Source organism: Streptomyces sp. NPDC101181, assembly GCF_044767975.1.
GTDB lineage: Bacteria > Actinomycetota > Actinomycetes > Streptomycetales > Streptomycetaceae > Streptomyces.
Genome location: NZ_JBIWOX010000016.1, coordinates 103324 through 120138, shown reverse-complemented (window position 1 = coordinate 120138; position 16815 = coordinate 103324). Strand labels below are relative to the sequence as shown.

The window sequence follows — 16815 nt, the reverse complement described above, 5'->3', positions numbered from 1 at the left end:
GCATCGGATCACGCTCCCGGAGTACCCTTCCTTGATCGTCGGGTGGGGAGTGGAAGGCGGTATGAGGGTGAGCTCGGGAGGGTTCGAGCTGCCCCCGGGTGACGCAGGTCACGAGGGGGAGGCGACCGATGCCCCGCCCGGGGCGGTGTCCCTCGCGCAGCCTCTGGAGATAGGCGCCGAGCTGGAGTGGGGTCCGCAGGCCTGGGCCGAGGTGCGCACCCGCGCCCAGCGGGCCGGGCGGGCCTACATCTGGCTCAATCTGGTCGAGCAGCGGCTGCGGGCCGTGGTCGCCGCGGTCCTCCGGCCGATCTACGAGCCGGTGCACGGCGAGGACTGGGTGGTCGCCGCCGCCGGACCCGCCGGACAGGAGTGGGTGCAGCGCGCCGTCGCCGTACGGGAGGTCTCCCGCCGTAAGGGCTATCTGCTGGACCCGGCCGACGACAACGTCCTCAGCTTCCTCACGCTGCCGCAGCTGCGCGAGCTGATGGTCCAGCACTGGCCCTGCTTCGAGCCGTACTTCGACGACCGGCGCGATGTCGAGCTGGCCCTGGACGAGCTGGAGGTCGCGCGCAACGTCGTCTCCCGCAACCGCGCCCTGAACGAGGCGGTCCTCGCCCAGGCGGAGCGCGCCTCCGCCCGCCTGCTGGACATCCTCGGCAGCGGGGCGGCCGTGCCGTCGGCCGACCGGCTGCCGGTGGACGCGGTGGAGGAGCTGGTCGGCGACCGGTACGCGGATGTGGTCTCCGTCCACCCCGACCGGGTCCGCCTCCAGCGCCAGCTGCCCGCCGAGGACCTGTTCGGCGGGGCCCGGCGGCTGGACGCCATCGGGATAGGGCTCAACCTGCTCGTGCAGAACTTCTCCGGCCGCCGGCTCGTCCGGCTCGCCGAGTCCGGCTGCCGGGTCCGGCTGCTGTTCATCAACCCGGCCAGCAGCGCGGTCCGCCGCCGGGAGCGGGAACTGGGCCTGAAGAAGGGCGAGCTGAGCCGGTCGGTGGAGATGAACATCCTCCACATGCGCCGGGTCCGCTCCCGGCTCCGCGACCCCGGCGCCTTCGAGATCCAGGTCTTCGACGAGACCCCCCGCTTCACCGCGTACCTGGTGGACGGGGACGGGCCGGACGCGCTCGGCGTCGTCCAGCCCTACCTGCGCCGCGCCCGGGGCATGGAGGCGCCCGTCCTGGTGCTGCGCGGCGGCGGCCGGCGCACGGTGGTACGGGCCGGGCAGGACACCGAGCACGGTCTCTTCCAGACCTACCGCGAGGAGTTCGAGTCGGTCTGGACCGATTCGCGCCCGGTCTCCTGACGGACTGTGAGGCGCGGGCTCCCCCGGGGCGGTGTCAGTGGCCCGTGGGAAGGTGGTCGTTCACCGGGGGAGCGCACCACGAAGGAGGTATCCGGATGAGCTGGCACCGGGGAACACTGGTCGGATTCGACCTGGAGACGACGGGGACCGACGTCGAGACCGACCGGATCGTCACCGCCGCCCTCGTCCGGCTGGAGCCGGACGGCACGGTCGCCGGGCAGCGGACCTGGCTGCTCGACCCGGGCGTGGTGATACCGGAGCAGGCGTCCGCGATCCACGGCATCGGCACCGACCACGCCCGCAGGCACGGCACCCGGGCGGCGTCGGCCGTCGAGGAGATCGCCCGCGCGGTCGCCGACGTGCTGCGCTCCGACGTCCCGCTGGTGGTGATGAACGCCCGCTACGACCTCTCGCTGCTGGACCGCGAATGCCGCCGCTACGGACTGCCGTCGGTGGAGGACCGCACCGGCGGGGGTCCGGCGCCGGTCATCGATCCCCTGGTGATCGACAAGCACGTCGACAAGTACCGCAAGGGCAAGCGGGCCCTCCAGGCGCTCTGCGACCACTACGGGGTGACGCTGGACGGAGCCCACGACGCGACGGCGGACGCCGTGGCCGCCGTGCGCGTGGTGCGGCGGATGGGGGAGCGGTACGGCCCGGTCGGCGCCCTGCCCCCGGCCGAGCTGCACGCCCTCCAGGTCCGGGCGGCCGCCGAGCAGTCCGCCTCGCTCCAGGCCTATCTCCGCCGCACCGCCGACCCGGCGGCCGTGGTCGAGGCGTCCTGGCCGGTGATACCCCGCGGGCGGTGAGGCGGGGCCTGTGGACGGCGCGGGACGGCGCCCCACCGGCAACGGACCACGTCCGGAACGGGAGGGACACGTCTGGAGCGGAGGCCCATGTCTAGAAGGGATACCACCGCACCCCCGGATCGCCGTCCCGCAGTGACGCGACCCGGCTGCGGAACTCGGCCAGAGCCTTCGGGCTGCCCGGGGCGTGCTGGGCGACCCAGGCGCAGCTGGCCGTCTCGCGGGCGCCCCGCAGCACCGCGCATCCGTCCCACTCCCGGACGTCCCAGCCGTAGGCGGCGGTGAAGGCGTCGTACGCCGCGGGGTCCAGGCCGTAGCGGTCGCGGGACAGGGCGAGGACGACCAGGTCGTGTTCGCGCAGATCGGCGGAGAACGTTTCCAGGTCGATCAGGACCGGACCGTCGGGCCCGACGTGCACGTTGCGCGGGAGCGCGTCGCCGTGGACCGGGCCGGGCGGCAGGTGGGGGACCAGTGCGGCGGACGCCGCCGCGAAGCCGTCGCGGCGCTCGCGGAGGTAGTCGGCGTCGGCCGGGTCGATGGTGTCGCCCGCCAGGGTGAGCCAGCGTTCCACGCCGCCGAGCAGTTCGCGGCGCGGGAGCGTGAAGTCCTCCGGGGCGGGCAGCGCGTGCACCAAGGTCAGCAGCGGGGCGAGATCGCGGGGCTCGGTGGGGCGTACGGGCGCGGGCAGCCGGTGCCACAGCGTCACCGGGTGGCCCCCGGCCAGGCGCGGGGCGCGCTCGGCGGCGCGGACCGCCGGTACACCGGACGCGGCGAGCCAGTCGGCGAGGGCCACCTCCCGTTCGGCCCGCTCCCACAGCTCGGGGTGGCCGGTGGCGTCCCGCCCGACCTTGATCACCAGGTCGCCGTCGGCGAACACCGCGTTCTCCCCGAGCGCCAGCAGGTCCGCCGTGCCGGGGAGACCGGCGGCGGTGAGCACCTCGCGCGCAAGCTTCTCGTCCATGGGTGCGATTTTCGCATCCCCGCAGGCCACCTTGACGAACCGACGGCCCGTCAGCACGATGGCGGAGGCCTCCGGCCGGTGGTGAGGCGGGAGGGCGGCCGTCCCGGCGCCCCAGTGACAGCAGAGACAGAGAGGTCTCCTCCGTGACATCGGTGACCGCGGCGAAGGAGCCGGGGCGCCCGGGACACCCGGAACGGCGGGCGTTCGGCGACCGGGCCGCCTGGTTCCTGGTGCTGCCCGCCCTCCTGCCCATCCTGGTCCTCAGCGTGGGGCCGCTCCTCTACGGCATCGCGCTCGCCTTCACCGACGCGCAGTCCGGCCGCACCCGCTCCACCCAGTGGGTCGGGGCGCTGAACTTCCAGGACCTGCTGCACGACACCCTGTTCTGGGACTCCTTCCGGATCGGCCTGGTCTGGGCGGTCGGCGTCACCGTCCCGCAGTTCTTCCTGGCCCTCGGCCTCGCGCTGCTGCTCAACCAGGACCTCCGGCTGCGCTGGCTGGCCCGCGCGCTGGCGATCGTCCCCTGGGCGATGCCCGAGGTGGTCGTCGGCATCATGTGGCGGCTCGTCTACAACCCCGACGCGGGCATCCTCAACGAGACCCTGCGCGACCTCGGCCTCGGTGATGGACGCGACTGGCTGACCGGCCTGGCGACCGCCCTGCCCGCGGTGATCCTCGTCGGCGTCTGGGCGGGCATGCCGCAGACCACGGTGGCCCTGCTCGCCGGACTCCAGAACACCCCGCGCGAGCTCCACGAGGCGGCGGCCCTGGACGGGGCGGGCGCCTGGCGCCGGTTCCGTACGGTCACCTGGCCCGCGATCAAGCCCATCGCCCTGGCCATCAGCGCCCTCAACCTGATCTGGAACCTCAACTCCTTCGCCCTGGTCTACGTCCTGACCAGCGGCGGGCCCGGCGGCCGGACCCGGCTGCCCATGCTCTTCGCGTACGAGGAGGCCTTCCGCTACGGGCAGTTCGGCTACGCCGCCGCGATGGGGTGTGTGCTGGTCGCGGTGGTCTCCGTGCTCCTCGCCCTCTATCTCGTCGGCCGGATCAACGGAGGTGGCCGGGAGCGATGAGTCTTCCCACCAGCAGGGCCGCGCGCACCGGCCAGTACCTCGCGCTCCTGGCGTATCTGGTCTTCCTCGCCTTCCCCTTCCTCTGGCTGCTCTCCACCGCCTTCAAGCCCGCCCGGGAGCTGGGCTCCCTGCACCCCACCTGGGTGCCCGAGCGGCCCACCCTGGACAACTTCCGGCAGGCCTTCGACGAGCAGCCGCTGCTGGAGGCGGCCGCCAACTCGCTGATCGTCGCCGTCTCCGCCGCGCTGATCGCGGTGGTCATCGCGACGCCGATGGCCTACGTGATGGCCCGCCACCGGGGCAGACTCGCCACCGCCGCGACCGGCTGGGTCGTCGTCAGCCAGGCGTTCCCGTTCGTCCTGGTGATCATCCCGCTCTTCCTGATCCTGAAGAACCTGCATCTGATCAACACCCTGTGGGGGCTGATCCTGGTCTACGTCGTCTGGTCGCTGCCCTTCGCCCTGTGGATGCTCGCCGGGTACGTGCGCGCCGTCCCCACCGAACTGGAGGAGGCCGCCGCCGTGGACGGCGCGGGCCGGGTCCGTACGCTCGTCTCGGTGGTCGCCCCGCTCCTCGCTCCGGGCATCGTCGCCACCTCGCTGTTCGCGTTCATCACCGCGTGGAACGAGTTCTTCTTCGCGCTCGTCCTGCTCAAGACCCCGGAGAAGCAGACCTTGCCGGTCGTCCTCACCCACTTCCTCGGCGCGGAGGGCGTGGCCGACCTCGGCCCCCTCGCGGCCGCCGCGTTCCTCGCCACGCTGCCCTCCCTCGTCCTCTTCGCCGTCATCCAGCGGCGGATCACCGGCGGGATGACGGCCGGGGCGGTGAGGGGCTGATGCCCGCCCCGTCCCGCCGGGCCGCCGCGGTCGCCGCCGTCCTCGCCCTGCTGCTCACCGGCTGCTCCGGCGGGCGGGACGACGGCCGGGACGCGGACGGCACGATCCGGCTCAGGTTCCAGTCGCTGGCCTGGCAGAAGGAGTCCGTCGACGCCAACCGGCAGCTGGTGAAGGAGTGGAACGCGGCCCACCCCGGCGTCCAGGTCGAGTACGTCCAGGGCAGCTGGGACAGCGTCCACGACCAGCTGCTCACCTCCTTCGAGGGCGGCGAGGCGCCCGACATCATCCACGACGCCTCCGACGACCTGGCGGACTTCGCGTACGGCGGCTACCTCACCGACCTGCGCCCGCTGCTCACCGACCGGCTCACGGCGGACATCCCCGAACGGTCCTGGCGCACCACCACCTTCGGGGACGGCGTCTACGGGGTGCCGTTCCTCCAGGAGCCCCGGGTCCTGATCGCCAACACGAAGCTGCTGAAGGCCTCCGGCGTCCGCATCCCGACCCCGGAGAGCCCCTGGAGCTGGGCGGAGTTCCGCCGGGTCGCGAAGGAGCTGACCGGCGAGGACCGCTACGGGGTCGCCTGGCCGCTCAAGGAGCCGGTCTCCGTCACCCTCAACCTGGGCCTGTCCGGCGGCGGCCGGCTCTTCCACCGGGACGGCGAGGGCAAGGCGGTCCTGCGCTTCGAGGCGGGCGACCGGGTGGTCCCCGGCACCATCCACGACCAGGTCAACACCGACGGCAGCGCCGCCCGCAGCGCCCTGGGCATGGGCGGGTCCGACGCCCTCCCCGGCTTCTTCGGCGGCAAGTACGCGATGGTCCCGCTCGGGTTCTCCTACCGCCAGCAGATCATCCAGCAGGCGCCCGAAGGCTTCGAGTGGACGGTCCTGCCGACCCCGCAGGGAGCGGGCGGCCCGGCCCAGGGGGTGAGCCCGCAGACGCTGTCGGTCGCCGAGGACAGCCCGCACAAGAAGGAGGCGGTCGCCTTCATCGACTTCTTCCTGCGGACGCCCAACCTGGTGCGGCTGGCCCGGGGGGACTGGATGCTGCCCACCGGAACCCAGGCGCTCGCCGACCCCGCGCTGCGCACCCGCGAGCACGGCTGGGACGTCGGCGCCGCGCTCGCCCGCGGGCTGCGCCCGGCCTCCGCCCAGACCGTACGCGGCTATCCCGAGTGGAAGGACAAGGTGGCCACCCCGGCGCTCCAGGAGTACTACAGCGGCGCGATCGGCCGCGACGAGCTGGGGAGGCGGCTGGTCGAGGACGGGAACCGGGTACTGGCCCGCTACCAGCGCTGAACCGGAAGCCCGTCCGCACCGGCGGCCGGGGATCCAACAGGTTGCACGAGACGTCTCGTCTCGTTTACGGTGACGGCATGACGGAAATCCCGCGTGCCCACATCGCCATGTTCTCCATCGCCGCGCACGGACACGTGAACCCGAGCCTCGACGTCATCCGCGAACTCGTCGACCGCGGGCACCGGGTCAGCTACGCGATCCCGGCCTCCTTCGCCGAGAAGGTCGCCGCCACCGGCGCCGAGCCCGTGATCTACCCCTCCACCCTGCCGACCGAGGAGGACCCCGAGGCCTGGGGCACCGAGCCGATCGACGCCTTCGAACCCTTCCTCGCCGACGCGATACAGGCGCTCCCGCGGCTGGCCGCGGCGTTCGCGGGCGACGAACCCGACCTCGTCCTGCACGACATCACCTCTTATCCCGCCCGGGTCCTCGCCCACCGCTGGGGCGTCCCCGCCGTCTCCCTCTGGCCCAACCTGGTGCCCTGGGAGGGGTACGAACAGGAGGTCGGCGAGCCGATGACCGCCGAGCTGAAGCGGACCGAGCGGGGCCGGGCGTACTACGCGCGCTTCGCGGGCTGGCTCGCCGAGAACGGCCTCGGCCATGTCTCCAGCGACGACTTCGTCGCCCGCCCGCGCCGCGGCCTCGTCCTGATCCCCGAGGCGCTCCAGCCCAACGCCGACCGGGTGAACCGCGAGATGTACACCTTCGTCGGGGCCTGCCAGGGCGACCGCGCCGACCAGGGGGAGTGGCGGCGGCCCGCCGGCGCGGAGAGGGTGCTGCTGGTGTCGCTGGGCTCCTCGTTCACCAAGCAGCCCGCCTTCTACCGGGAGTGCGTGACGGCCTTCGGGGGCCGGCCCGGCTGGCACGTGGTGCTCCAGACCGGCGCCCACGTCGACCCCGCCGAACTCGGCGACCCGCCCGGCAACGTCGAGGTGCACTCCTGGGTGCCGCAGCTGTCCGTGCTGCGCCAGGCGGACGCCTTCATCACCCACGCCGGTGCGGGCGGCAGCCAGGAGGGGCTCGCCACCGGCACCCCGATGGTCGCGGTCCCGCAGGCCGTCGACCAGTTCGGCAACGCCGACATGCTCCAGTCGCTCGGCGTGGCCCGGCACCTGCCGATGGCGGACGCCGACGCCGAGAGTCTCGCCGGAGCGGTGCTCGCCCTGGTGGACGATCCGGAGGTGGCCGCCCGCTGCGCGCACCTGCGCGAGCGGCTGGCGCGCGAAGGCGGCACCCCGCGCGCCGCCGACCTCGTCGAGGCCGAACTGCGCTTGTCACGCTGAGCGGTTCCGCCGTCCTGCCGTCGGCCACCCCCGCGTTCCGCCCCGCCCCGGCGCCCCGCCCGGCGGGGCGTTCTTGTTTCCGTTCCGTGAAGCCGCCGCCGTGCGCGGTCCGGTCGGCGCATCTGCACGCACGTCCTCACGCATTCACAGCCGGACGCCGGGTTTCACCTCCGCCGCACACACCTTCACGTACCTTCACGGGTCTTCACGCCGGGTCAGGCCCGCCTCGGGCGACTGTCGTTCGGCCGGTGAGGTGCGGTGCGTGACCCGTCACGACCACTCTGAGCAGGGATTTCCCGGAGACGAGGACGGGCGGCGTCGGGGCCCGGCCGGTCGGCCCGCCGGGCGTGTCGGCCCACCGGCCCCGTACCGGCCGACCGCGGGCCGATGTGTCGTCAGGAAGGCGGGCCGAGCGGGCCAAGCTACTGGCGGGTCTTGAACTGAGCCCGTCAATCGGTCAGGGTTTCGAGCCATCCCCCGGAGATCTTCCGGCCGGGGGCCAATCCCCCCACAAAGAGCGACGAGGAGAACCCTCTCCATGGCCAAGCACCAGCGCACCCGTCGTGTCAACGTCAAGCTGACCGCCGCTGTCACCGCCGTGGCGGCGGCGGCCGGAGTCACCCTGTTCGGAAGCTCGTTCGCCGGAGCCGCGCCCGTCCCCATGGGAACGGTCTACGGCACGGACGCGGCGACCGCCGTCTCCGGCAGCTACATCGTGATGCTGGACGAGAAGAAGACGGACAAGTCCGAGCTCGCCAAGGAGTACGGCGGCACGCTCAAGCGCGACTACTCCTCTAGCATCAACGGCTTCTCCGCCAGCGGCCTTTCGGAGACCGAGGCCAAGCGCCTCGCCGCCGACCCGGCCGTCGGCAAGGTGGTGCAGAACAAGAAGTTCAGCATCAACGCCACCCAGGAGAACCCCCCGTCCTGGGGTCTGGACCGCATCGACCAGACCGAAACCGCGGGCGACAAGGCGTACACCTACCCGGACTCCGCCGGTGAGGGCGTCACCGCGTACGTCATCGACACCGGGGTCCGCGTCACCCACGAGGACTTCGAGGGACGCGCCACCTCCGGCTTCGACGCCGTCGACAACGACGACGACGCCGACGACGGCAACGGGCACGGCACCCACGTGGCGGGCACCATAGCCGGGGCCGCCCACGGCGTCGCCAAGAAGGCCGACATCGTCGGCGTCCGGGTCCTGGACGACAACGGCTCGGGCACCACCGAGCAGGTCATCGCCGGGATCGACTGGGTCGCCGCCAACGCCAAGGGCCCGTCCGTCGCCAACATGAGCCTCGGCGGCGGGGCCGACCCGGCGCTCGACGAGGCGGTCCAGAAGGCCATCGCCGCGGGCATCACCTTCGGGGTGGCCGCGGGGAACGAGTCCAGCGACGCGAGCCAGAGCTCGCCCGCCCGGGTCCCCGAGGCGATCACCGTCGCCTCGTCCACGGAGGCCGACGAGCAGTCGGACTTCTCCAACTACGGGGAGATCGTCGACATCTACGCCCCGGGCTCGGACATCACGTCCACCTGGAACGACAGCGACACCGGCACCAACACCATCTCCGGCACGTCCATGGCCACCCCGCACGTGGTCGGCGCGGCCGCCGTCTACCTGGCGGGCAACCAGGACGCCACCCCCGAGCAGGTCGCCACGGCGCTCACCGGGGGAGCCACCCCGGACGCCATCAGCAACGCCACCGAGGGCACGCCGAACAAGCTCCTCAAGGTCGTCGAGTAGCCGTCCCACCCGGTTCCGGCCGGACGCCGGGCGACGGGGGCCCCACACCCCGCCGCCCGGCCACCGCACACAGCAGCCGCCGCGCTCTCCCCCACGGGGCGCGGCGGCTGCGGCCGTGCCCGGGGGTCGCTCCAGGGGGTGTCCTGCTGATCAGGCCGGGCTCGCGGGGTGGATGCCGCACCTCGCGGCGTTGTCGTCGCTCTCCGAGGCTCCGCGTCCCCTGCCTCCTTCGCCCGGCGATGCACGACACCAGACCCCGCTCCCTCATCCGGCCCGATCAGCAACACACCCCCTAGGGTGAGGAGCCATGACGACGACGTACGCGGCGCTCCTGCGCGGGATCAACGTGAGCGGCAGCCGGAAGGTCCCGATGCCCGAACTGCGCGACGTGCTCGGCGGACTGGGCCACACCGGTATCGCCACCTACCTCCAGAGCGGCAACGCCGTCTTCCGCAGCGACCAGGGCGACGAGGACAGTCTCGCCGCCCACCTCTCGGAGGCGCTGCGGGAACGGTTCGGCTTCTCCGTCGACTGCCTCGTCCGCGACGGCCGCTACCTCGCGGCCGTCGCCGAAGCCTGCCCCTTCCCGGCCGCCGAACTGGCGGGCAAACAGCTCCACATCACCTGCTTCGACCGTCCCGTGGACGCCGGGCGCTTCGCCGACCTGGAAGCGGAAACCTTCCTGCCGGAGGAGTTCCGTCTCGGCGACCGCTGTCTGTACCTGTACGCCCCGGACGGAGTGGGCCGCTCCAGACTGGCCGTCGAACTGGGTCGCCCCCGCCGGACGAAGGGCCTCATCGGCACCAGCCGCAACTGGAACACCGTGGTCCAGCTCGTGGAGATGACCCGTGGCTGAGCCCTCGCCCGCCGTGGCCGCCGCCATCGAAGGCGAACTGCGCCTGCTGGACCCGGTGGTCCGGGCCTCCGCCGGTCTGCTGGCCGAGCTGTTGCACCCCGGGTTCCGGGAGGTCGGCACCCGCGGTCACCTCTGGGACCGGGAGACCATCATCGCCTCGCTGACCGCGGACGACGGCCCGCGCCCCGGCCCGCTGACCGCGTCCCGGATGCGCGGGGCGGAGCTGGGCCCCGGACTGGTGCACCTCACCTTCGACACGGAGTCCAAGGGGGTCCACGCACACCGCAGCTCCCTGTGGCGGCTGACCGGGGAGGGCTGGCGGCTCTACTTCCACCAGGCGACGCCGTTCAGCGCCGAGGCTCCGGCCCCCGGGGCGTGAGGGCGGCCCTCATCCCCGGGGGCCGGAGCGGCACCGGTCTCAGCCCGCCGGGCAGAAGGCGTCCTTCTTCGGCATCTTCCCGTCCACCAGGTAACGCGTGGTGGTGTTCAGCGCACAGGGGTTGTCGCCGTACACGTAGACCCCGTGACCGCTGTCGTCCACGCTGACCAGCCGGGACCGGTCGCTGAACTTCTTCCGCAGCAGCTTCCCCCCGGCGTGCGGGGTCGGCACGTCCCGGAGGTTCTGGACGAGCAGGATGTTGCGCGGCCCGTCGTCGTTGATCTCCACCGGCTCCTCGGCCTGCTCGTACGGCCAGTAGGCGCACGGGAGGATGTTGGCGGAGGCGGCGCCGAACATCGGGTAGCGCGCGCGGTCCTCCCGCACGCCCTTGCGGTAGGTGTCCACGCTCGTGGGCCACTTGACGTCGTTGCAGGTCACGGCCAGGAAGACGGAGAGCTGGTTGTCCAGGGTCGGCGGGGTGTCCGCCGCGCCGTCCCGCTGCCCCGCCGGGCCGCCCGGCAGGTCCGCCAGGCCGTTCCGGCCGCCCAGGGCGCGCAGGGCCTTGGCGTCGCCGCTCTTCAACGACTGCCAGTACTGGGCCAGCTTGCCGTACTGCACCTCCTTGAAGAGGAAGGAGAAGGTGAGCTGGCGCAGCACGGTGCCGTCGAAGCCGTCGACCGGTTCCTCGTCCAGCTGCTGTGCGAGAGCGAAGTAGGTGGCGCGGACCTGGGCGGGGGTGCGGCCCAGCCCGTAGCTGTCGTGGCGGACGGACGCCCACCGGGCGAAGTCGGGGAACGTCTGCTCCACGCCGAGCGCGAAGCGGCGCATGCCGTCGCGGTCGAGGTGGGTGTCGCCGACGATGCTGTCCAGCACGATGCGGTCGGAACGCTCCGGGAACATCGACGCGTAGGCCGCCCCGAGCGCGGAGCCGTAGGAGTACCCCAGGAAGCTGGTCTTCTCCTCGCCCAGCGCCGCCCGGATACGGTCCAGGTCACGGGCGGTGTTGGCGGTGGTCAGATGGGGCAGCACACCGTCGCTGTCGCGTTCGGCGCACTGTCCGGGGATCTTCTCGACCACCTTGGCCCGCGCGGTGACTGCCGCGTCGTCGACCGCGTAGGGCGGGATGTTGCCGAAGTAGGGGCCCTCCGGGGTGAACCCGCAGGTCACCGGCGCCGAACGCCCGATGCCCCGGGTGTCCATGCCGATCACGTCGTAGGTGTCCAGCACGTCGGAGGGGATGCCCCGGTTGGCCAGGAAGGCCGGCTGGGACAGCCCGGAGCCGCCGGGCCCGCCGGGGTTCAGCATGAGTACGCCGCGCCGCTTCTCCGGGTTCGTGCTGGCCAGCCGCGAGATCATCAGCTCGATCCGGTCGCCGTCCGGGTCGGCGTAGTCCTTCGGTACGGGAACGGTGCCGCACTCCAGCACGAGAGGGGCGGCCTCCGCCGCCACGTCCTCGGGGCAGGCGCCCCACCCGACCTTCGACGTCGCCTGCTCCTCGGCTCCCGCCGGTCCCGCGACGAGCGACCCGCTCAGTCCGATTCCCAGGGCGACCCCCAGGGCCGCGCTCCGCCGGATACCGCGTCCTCGTGTCATATCCGCATCTCCCCATGCGCCGGTGATGGATCAGGAGCGCCCATCGCACTCCGTGCCCCAGGGGCACGGTCAAGCCCGCCACGCGGAAGACGGCCCCCGCGCGCCGGGGGTCGACCCGCCCGCCGGGGGGCAGGGGAGGGGCAGGGGACGCTCCCGCCGGGGCGGCCCCGCCGGGCGGCGCGCGCTCCCGGCGACCGACAACGGATGACGGACGACGGACCCCCGGAAAGGGACTGCCGTGGCATGGAGCACGCGTCAGCTGGCGGAACTCGCGGGCACGACGCTCAAGACGGTCCGGCACTATCACAAGCTGGGCCTGCTGGCGGAGCCCGAGCGCTCACCGAGCGGCTACAAGCGGTACAACGTGCGGCACCTGGTGCGCCTCATGGGCATCCGCCGGCTGTCCGACCTGGGGGTGCCGCTCTCCGACATCCCCACGGTGGCCGCCGCCGACGAGCGGTCCAAGGAGGTCCTGCGCGCCCTGGACGCCGAACTCGCGGCGAACATCGAGCGCCAGCAGCGCATGCGCCGCGAACTGGCCGCGGTCCTGGAGGACGGGGCCTCGCTCGACCTGCCCGCCGAGTTCGGGGCCGCCGCCGCCAGCCTGCCGCTGGCCCAGCAGAACCTCCTGGTGGCGTACTCCAGCATCCTCACACCGCAGGCGATGTCCGCCATACGGGAGCAGTACTCCCGCCCCCGGGACGAGATGGCCGAGGAGTTCGAGCACCTGCGGGACGACGCCCCCGAGGAGGTCCGCCGCAGACTGGCGGCCCACCTCGCGGCCGAGGTCCGCGCCCAGCGCGCGGACCCGTCCTCCGTCACGGACCTCGTCGCCGCCTCCCGCCACAGCGGCGCGCTCACCCAGTCCGTCGTCACCCAGGCCCTGGTGGCGTTCTACAACAAGGCCCAGCTCGACGTCCTGCGCCTCCTGCACGGCCTCCTCCAGGAAGAGGAGAAGAAGGAACAGGAGGAGAGCGGGAAGCGGGACAAGAAGGGCGGAAAGGCGAGGAAGGTCACCGAAGCGCCCACCACCCGCCCCGGACCGCCCCCGACATGACCGGTTAGCCTTGCCTCTGTTTGACCGGAGGCCGGTACCGGAAGTCGCCCCTCCGCTGTCCGGAACACGCTGAGGAGCAGATGAGTGGGGGCTGACAGGGCCGGGCGCGGCGTGATCCGCCGTGCCGTAGCGGGGCAGCGCCGCGACGTCGTCATCGGATCGGTGCTCGGCGCCGGTCACCAGATCGGCGAGGCGCTCGTCCCCGTCCTCATCGGGATGATCGTCGACCGCGCGGTGGTCCGCCCCGACGGGGGAGCGCTCGCCGGGTGGCTGGTGATCCTCGCCGTCGTCTACGCCATGCTCTCCTACGGCTTCCGCTTCGGCGCACGGGCCGGGGAGCGCGCCGCCGAACAGGCCGCGCACCAGTTGCGCCTGGACGTCGTACGCCGGGTGCTCGCCCCGCACGGGGGAGCGGAAGCGGGGCGTCCGCCCGGGGCCCTGGTGAACGTGGCCACCGAGGACGCCCGCCGCGTCGGCGCCGCCACCATGGCGCTGACCCTCGGCATCGCCGCCGTCGTGGGCGTCGTCGCGGGCGCGGTGCTCCTGCTCCGCGCCTCCCTGCCCCTCGGGCTCCTCGTCCTGGTCGGCGCCCCGGTCCTGATGGCGCTCGGCCACTTCCTGGCCCGCCCCCTGGAACACCGCAGCGAGGCCGAGCAGGAACAGGCCGCCCACGCCTCCGGGGTCGCCGCCGACCTGGTCGCCGGGGTCCGCGTGCTCAAGGGACTACGGGCCGAGCGCGCCGCCGTCGACCGCTACCGCGCCACCAGCCAGGCCTCCCGCGAGGCCAATGTGCGCGCCGCCCGCGCCGCCGCCCTCCAGACCGGCCTGATGCTCGCGCTGACCGGTGGGTTCATCGCGCTCGTCGCCCTCGTCGGCGGCCGCCTGGTCCTCAGCGACTCCATCGGCCTCGGCGCCCTCGTCTCCGCGGTGGGCCTCGCCCTCTTCCTCCCCGGGCCGATCAGCGTGCTGGCCTGGGTCGGCGCGGACCTGGCCAAGGCCCGCGCCTCCGCCGCCCGCCTCGCGGACGTGCTCGCCGCCCCCGGCGAGACCACCGGCGGCACCGCCGCCCCGGCCGCCCCCGCCCCGGGCGAGCTGCGTCTGCGCGGCCTCGGCCACGCCGGGCTCGACGCCCTCGACCTGACCGTGCGCCCCGGCGAACACCTCGGCATCGTCGTCACCGACCCGGCCGACGCCGCCACCCTGCTGCGCTGCCTGGCCCGCCGCTGCGACCCGGAGAACGGCAGCGTCGAACTCGACGGCGTCCCGCTCATCGACCTGGCCCCCGCCGCCCTGCGCTCGGCGCTGCTCGTCGCCGAGCACGACGCCCAGCTCTTCGAGGGCACCCTCCGGGAGAACGTCACCGCCGCCGCGCCCGCCGGGACCGACCCGCGCCCCGCGATGGAGGCCGCCGCCGTCGACGAGGTCGCCGCCACCCTGCCCGGCGGCGCCGACGGCCGGATCGGCGAGCGCGGCAGCTCGCTCTCCGGCGGCCAGCGCCAGCGCGTGGCCCTGGCCCGCGCGCTCGCCGCCGACCGCTCCGTCCTCGTCGTCCACGACCCGACGACCGCGGTCGACGCCGCCACCGAGGCCCGGATCGCCGCGGGCATCCGGCGCGCCCGCACCGGCCGCACCACCGTCCTGGTCACCAGCAGCCCGGCGCTGCTCGCCGCCGCCGACCGGGTCGTCCTCGTCGACGGCGGCACGATCACCGCCGAGGCCCCGCACGAGGACCTCGTACGCGACCATCCCGTCTACCGCTCGGCGGTGCTCACATGACCACGGCATCCGGCACACCGGGCTCGGCCCGCGACGACGGCAGGGAGCTGCTGCCCACCGCCACGCCCGCCCGCACCCGGGCCGCTTTGCGCGCGCTGATCCGGCCCGACCGGGGCCTCGCCCTCACCGGGATCGGCGTCCTGGTCGCGGCCACCGCCGTCGGCCTCCTGGTCCAGCCGCTGCTGGGCCGGATCGTGGACACCGTCGCCGACGGCCGCCCCGCCGGGGACCTGACCCTGCCCGTCGTCCTGCTCGTCGCGGTCGCCGCCGTGCAGGGCCTCACCACCACGGTCGGGCTGACCCGGATCGCCCGGCTCGGCGAGAGCGTCCTGGCCCGGCTGCGCGAGCGGTTCGTCGAGCGCGCCCTGAACCTCCCCGCCGACCGGCTGGAGCGGGCCGGGGCCGGAGACCTCACCGCCCGTGTCACCGGGGACGTCGCCCGGGTCGCGGAGGCCGTGCGCTCCGCGCTGCCCGAGATGGCCCGCTCGCTCCTCGCCATCGTCCTCACCCTCGGCGCGCTCGCCCTGCTGGACGTACGGTTCCTGCTCGCCGCGCTCCTCGCCGTCCCGGTCCAGCTGCTCACCGCGCGCTGGTACGTACGCCGCGCCCTGACCCTCTACGCGGACCAGCGGGTCGCCAACGGGGCCCAGCAGCAACAGCTCCTGGAGACCATCGGCGGAGCCGTGACCGTGCGCGGCCATCTGCTGGGCGAGCAGCACACCGAGCGGGCCGCGAGCCGCTCCCGCGCGGCCGTCGGGCTGACCATGCGCAGCGTCAACCTGGTGCTGGGCTTCTACGGCCGCCTCCACATCGCCGAGTACATCGGACTGGCCGCCGTCCTGGTCACCGGCTTCCTGCTGGTGCGCGACGGGGCGGTGTCGATCGGCACGGCCACCGCCGCGGCGCTCTACTTCCACAGCCTGTTCGGTCCGGTCAACGCCGCCCTGGTGCTGCTGGACGACGCCCAGTCCGCGGCCGCCGGACTCGCCCGCCTGGTCGGCGTCACCGACCTCCACGAAGCCGCCGACCCCCACGAGGCTGACGACCGCCACCAAGCCGCCGACCGCCACGAGGCCGCCGCGCCCGCCGCCGTACCGCACCAGCGCACCGGCCCCGGGGCGGGCGCCGTCACCGTCAGCGGGATCGGGCACGCCTACGGACCGGGGCGGCCCGTCCTGCACGACGTCTCCCTCACCCTGGAGCCCGGCGAACACGTGGCCCTGGTCGGCACCAGCGGGGCCGGGAAGTCCACGCTCGCCCGGATCGTCGCGGGCGTCCAGCGGCCCACCACCGGCGCGGTCACCGCACCCGCCGGAGCGTCGTCCGTCGTCCTGGTCACCCAGGAGGTCCACGTCTTCACCGGCACCCTCGCCGAGGACCTCCGGCTCGCCCGCCCCGATGCCACCGACGCCGACCTGCGCACGGCCCTGGCCACCGTGCACGCCCTGGACTGGGCCGAGGCGCTGCCCGAGGGACTGGCCACCGTCGTCGGCGAGGGCGGCCACCGCCTCGACCCCGCCCGCGCCCAGCAACTGGCCCTCGCCCGGCTCGTCCTGGCCGACCCCGCCCTCGCCGTCCTCGACGAGGCCACCGCGGAGGCGGGCAGCGCGGGCGCCCGGGTGCTGGAACGTTCCGCCGGGGCCGCCCTGTCCGGCCGTACCGCCCTGGTCGTCGCCCACCGCCTCACCCAGGCCGTCGCCGCCGACCGGATCGTCGTGCTGGAGGCGGGCCGGGTCGTCGAGAGCGGACCGCACGAGAAACTGCGGGACGCGGGCGGGCCCTACGCGGCGCTGTGGCGCGCCTGGTCCGGCAGCCGCACGGCCCCGCACGCCTGACCGGCCGCG

14 protein-coding genes are annotated in these 16815 nt (G+C 73.8%); 12 read left to right on the top strand and 2 right to left on the bottom strand.

The window, feature by feature from the left end:
* Positions 1-67: 67 nt before the first annotated feature.
* Both ACIRRU_RS22855 and ACIRRU_RS22850 read left to right on the top strand, forming a co-directional pair.
* The gene (locus ACIRRU_RS22855; RefSeq protein ID WP_403683381.1) at positions 68-1303 is read left to right on the top strand and encodes an SAV2148 family HEPN domain-containing protein; all 1236 of its coding nucleotides are present in this window, start codon (positions 68-70) and stop codon (positions 1301-1303) included.
* 95 nt (positions 1304-1398) lie between these two features.
* Positions 1399-2112, top strand: coding sequence for a 3'-5' exonuclease (locus ACIRRU_RS22850; RefSeq protein ID WP_403683379.1), 714 nt, complete (start codon positions 1399-1401; stop codon positions 2110-2112).
* Positions 2113-2203: 91 nt separating this feature from the next.
* Here the strand turns inward: ACIRRU_RS22850 and ACIRRU_RS22845 are convergent, their stop codons facing one another.
* Positions 2204-3070 (bottom strand): phosphotransferase enzyme family protein, encoded by an 867-nt coding sequence (locus tag ACIRRU_RS22845; RefSeq protein ID WP_403683377.1) that lies wholly within the window; start codon positions 3068-3070, stop codon positions 2204-2206.
* 152 nt (positions 3071-3222) lie between these two features.
* On the opposite strand from ACIRRU_RS22845, the gene ACIRRU_RS22840 reads away from it, so the two are divergent.
* The 7 genes from ACIRRU_RS22840 to ACIRRU_RS22810 all read left to right on the top strand — a co-directional run bounded on the left by ACIRRU_RS22840 (position 3223) and on the right by ACIRRU_RS22810 (position 10545).
* On the top strand, positions 3223-4146 hold the full coding sequence (locus ACIRRU_RS22840) for a carbohydrate ABC transporter permease (RefSeq protein WP_403683471.1): 924 nt from the start codon (positions 3223-3225) through the stop codon (positions 4144-4146).
* Positions 4143-4982, top strand: coding sequence for a carbohydrate ABC transporter permease (locus tag ACIRRU_RS22835; protein WP_403683375.1), 840 nt, complete (start codon positions 4143-4145; stop codon positions 4980-4982). The genes ACIRRU_RS22840 and ACIRRU_RS22835 overlap by 4 nt, the downstream gene beginning before the upstream one ends.
* Positions 4982-6280 (top strand): ABC transporter substrate-binding protein, encoded by a 1299-nt coding sequence (locus ACIRRU_RS22830; RefSeq protein WP_403683374.1) that lies wholly within the window; start codon positions 4982-4984, stop codon positions 6278-6280. The genes ACIRRU_RS22835 and ACIRRU_RS22830 overlap by 1 nt, the downstream gene beginning before the upstream one ends.
* Before the next feature lie 77 nt (positions 6281-6357).
* Positions 6358-7563, top strand: a complete 1206-nt coding sequence (mgt, locus tag ACIRRU_RS22825; protein WP_403683372.1) for a macrolide-inactivating glycosyltransferase — start codon at positions 6358-6360, stop codon at positions 7561-7563.
* Positions 7564-8101: 538 nt separating this feature from the next.
* A complete protein-coding gene (locus tag ACIRRU_RS22820) occupies positions 8102-9310 on the top strand; it encodes a S8 family serine peptidase (protein WP_403683370.1) in 1209 nt (402 codons plus the stop codon).
* Between the two features lie 307 nt (positions 9311-9617).
* Complete coding sequence (locus ACIRRU_RS22815; protein ID WP_403683368.1) at positions 9618-10166, top strand: DUF1697 domain-containing protein; 549 nt, start codon at positions 9618-9620, stop codon at positions 10164-10166.
* Positions 10159-10545, top strand: coding sequence for a nuclear transport factor 2 family protein (locus tag ACIRRU_RS22810; RefSeq protein WP_363201440.1), 387 nt, complete (start codon positions 10159-10161; stop codon positions 10543-10545). Before ACIRRU_RS22815 ends, ACIRRU_RS22810 begins: the two co-directional genes overlap by 8 nt.
* Positions 10546-10584: 39 nt before the next feature.
* On the opposite strand, the gene ACIRRU_RS22805 is transcribed toward ACIRRU_RS22810, so the two are convergent.
* Positions 10585-12138, bottom strand: a complete 1554-nt coding sequence (locus tag ACIRRU_RS22805; protein WP_403683366.1) for an alpha/beta hydrolase — start codon at positions 12136-12138, stop codon at positions 10585-10587.
* 238 nt (positions 12139-12376) lie between these two features.
* On the opposite strand from ACIRRU_RS22805, the gene ACIRRU_RS22800 reads away from it, so the two are divergent.
* The 3 genes from ACIRRU_RS22800 to ACIRRU_RS22790 all read left to right on the top strand — a co-directional run bounded on the left by ACIRRU_RS22800 (position 12377) and on the right by ACIRRU_RS22790 (position 16806).
* The gene (locus ACIRRU_RS22800) at positions 12377-13195 is read left to right on the top strand and encodes a MerR family transcriptional regulator (protein WP_403683365.1); all 819 of its coding nucleotides are present in this window, start codon (positions 12377-12379) and stop codon (positions 13193-13195) included.
* A gap of 84 nt (positions 13196-13279) precedes the next feature.
* Complete coding sequence (locus tag ACIRRU_RS22795; protein WP_403683363.1) at positions 13280-14971, top strand: ABC transporter ATP-binding protein; 1692 nt, start codon at positions 13280-13282, stop codon at positions 14969-14971.
* Positions 14968-16806: an ABC transporter ATP-binding protein gene (locus tag ACIRRU_RS22790; RefSeq protein ID WP_403683362.1), complete on the top strand. Its 1839-nt coding sequence runs from the start codon at positions 14968-14970 to the stop codon at positions 16804-16806. The genes ACIRRU_RS22795 and ACIRRU_RS22790 overlap by 4 nt, the downstream gene beginning before the upstream one ends.
* Positions 16807-16815 lie beyond the last annotated feature (9 nt).

Coding starts and splice junctions, on each gene's coding strand:
- ACIRRU_RS22850 (WP_403683379.1), top strand. CDS start 1,399: ATGAGCTGGCACCGGGGAACACTGGTCGGATTCGACCTGGAGACGACG.
- ACIRRU_RS22845 (WP_403683377.1), bottom strand. CDS start 3,070: ATGGACGAGAAGCTTGCGCGCGAGGTGCTCACCGCCGCCGGTCTCCCC.
- ACIRRU_RS22835 (WP_403683375.1), top strand. CDS start 4,143: ATGAGTCTTCCCACCAGCAGGGCCGCGCGCACCGGCCAGTACCTCGCG.
- ACIRRU_RS22830 (WP_403683374.1), top strand. CDS start 4,982: ATGCCCGCCCCGTCCCGCCGGGCCGCCGCGGTCGCCGCCGTCCTCGCC.
- mgt (WP_403683372.1), top strand. CDS start 6,358: ATGACGGAAATCCCGCGTGCCCACATCGCCATGTTCTCCATCGCCGCG.
- ACIRRU_RS22820 (WP_403683370.1), top strand. CDS start 8,102: ATGGCCAAGCACCAGCGCACCCGTCGTGTCAACGTCAAGCTGACCGCC.
- ACIRRU_RS22815 (WP_403683368.1), top strand. CDS start 9,618: ATGACGACGACGTACGCGGCGCTCCTGCGCGGGATCAACGTGAGCGGC.
- ACIRRU_RS22805 (WP_403683366.1), bottom strand. CDS start 12,138: ATGACACGAGGACGCGGTATCCGGCGGAGCGCGGCCCTGGGGGTCGCC.
- ACIRRU_RS22790 (WP_403683362.1), top strand. CDS start 14,968: ATGACCACGGCATCCGGCACACCGGGCTCGGCCCGCGACGACGGCAGG.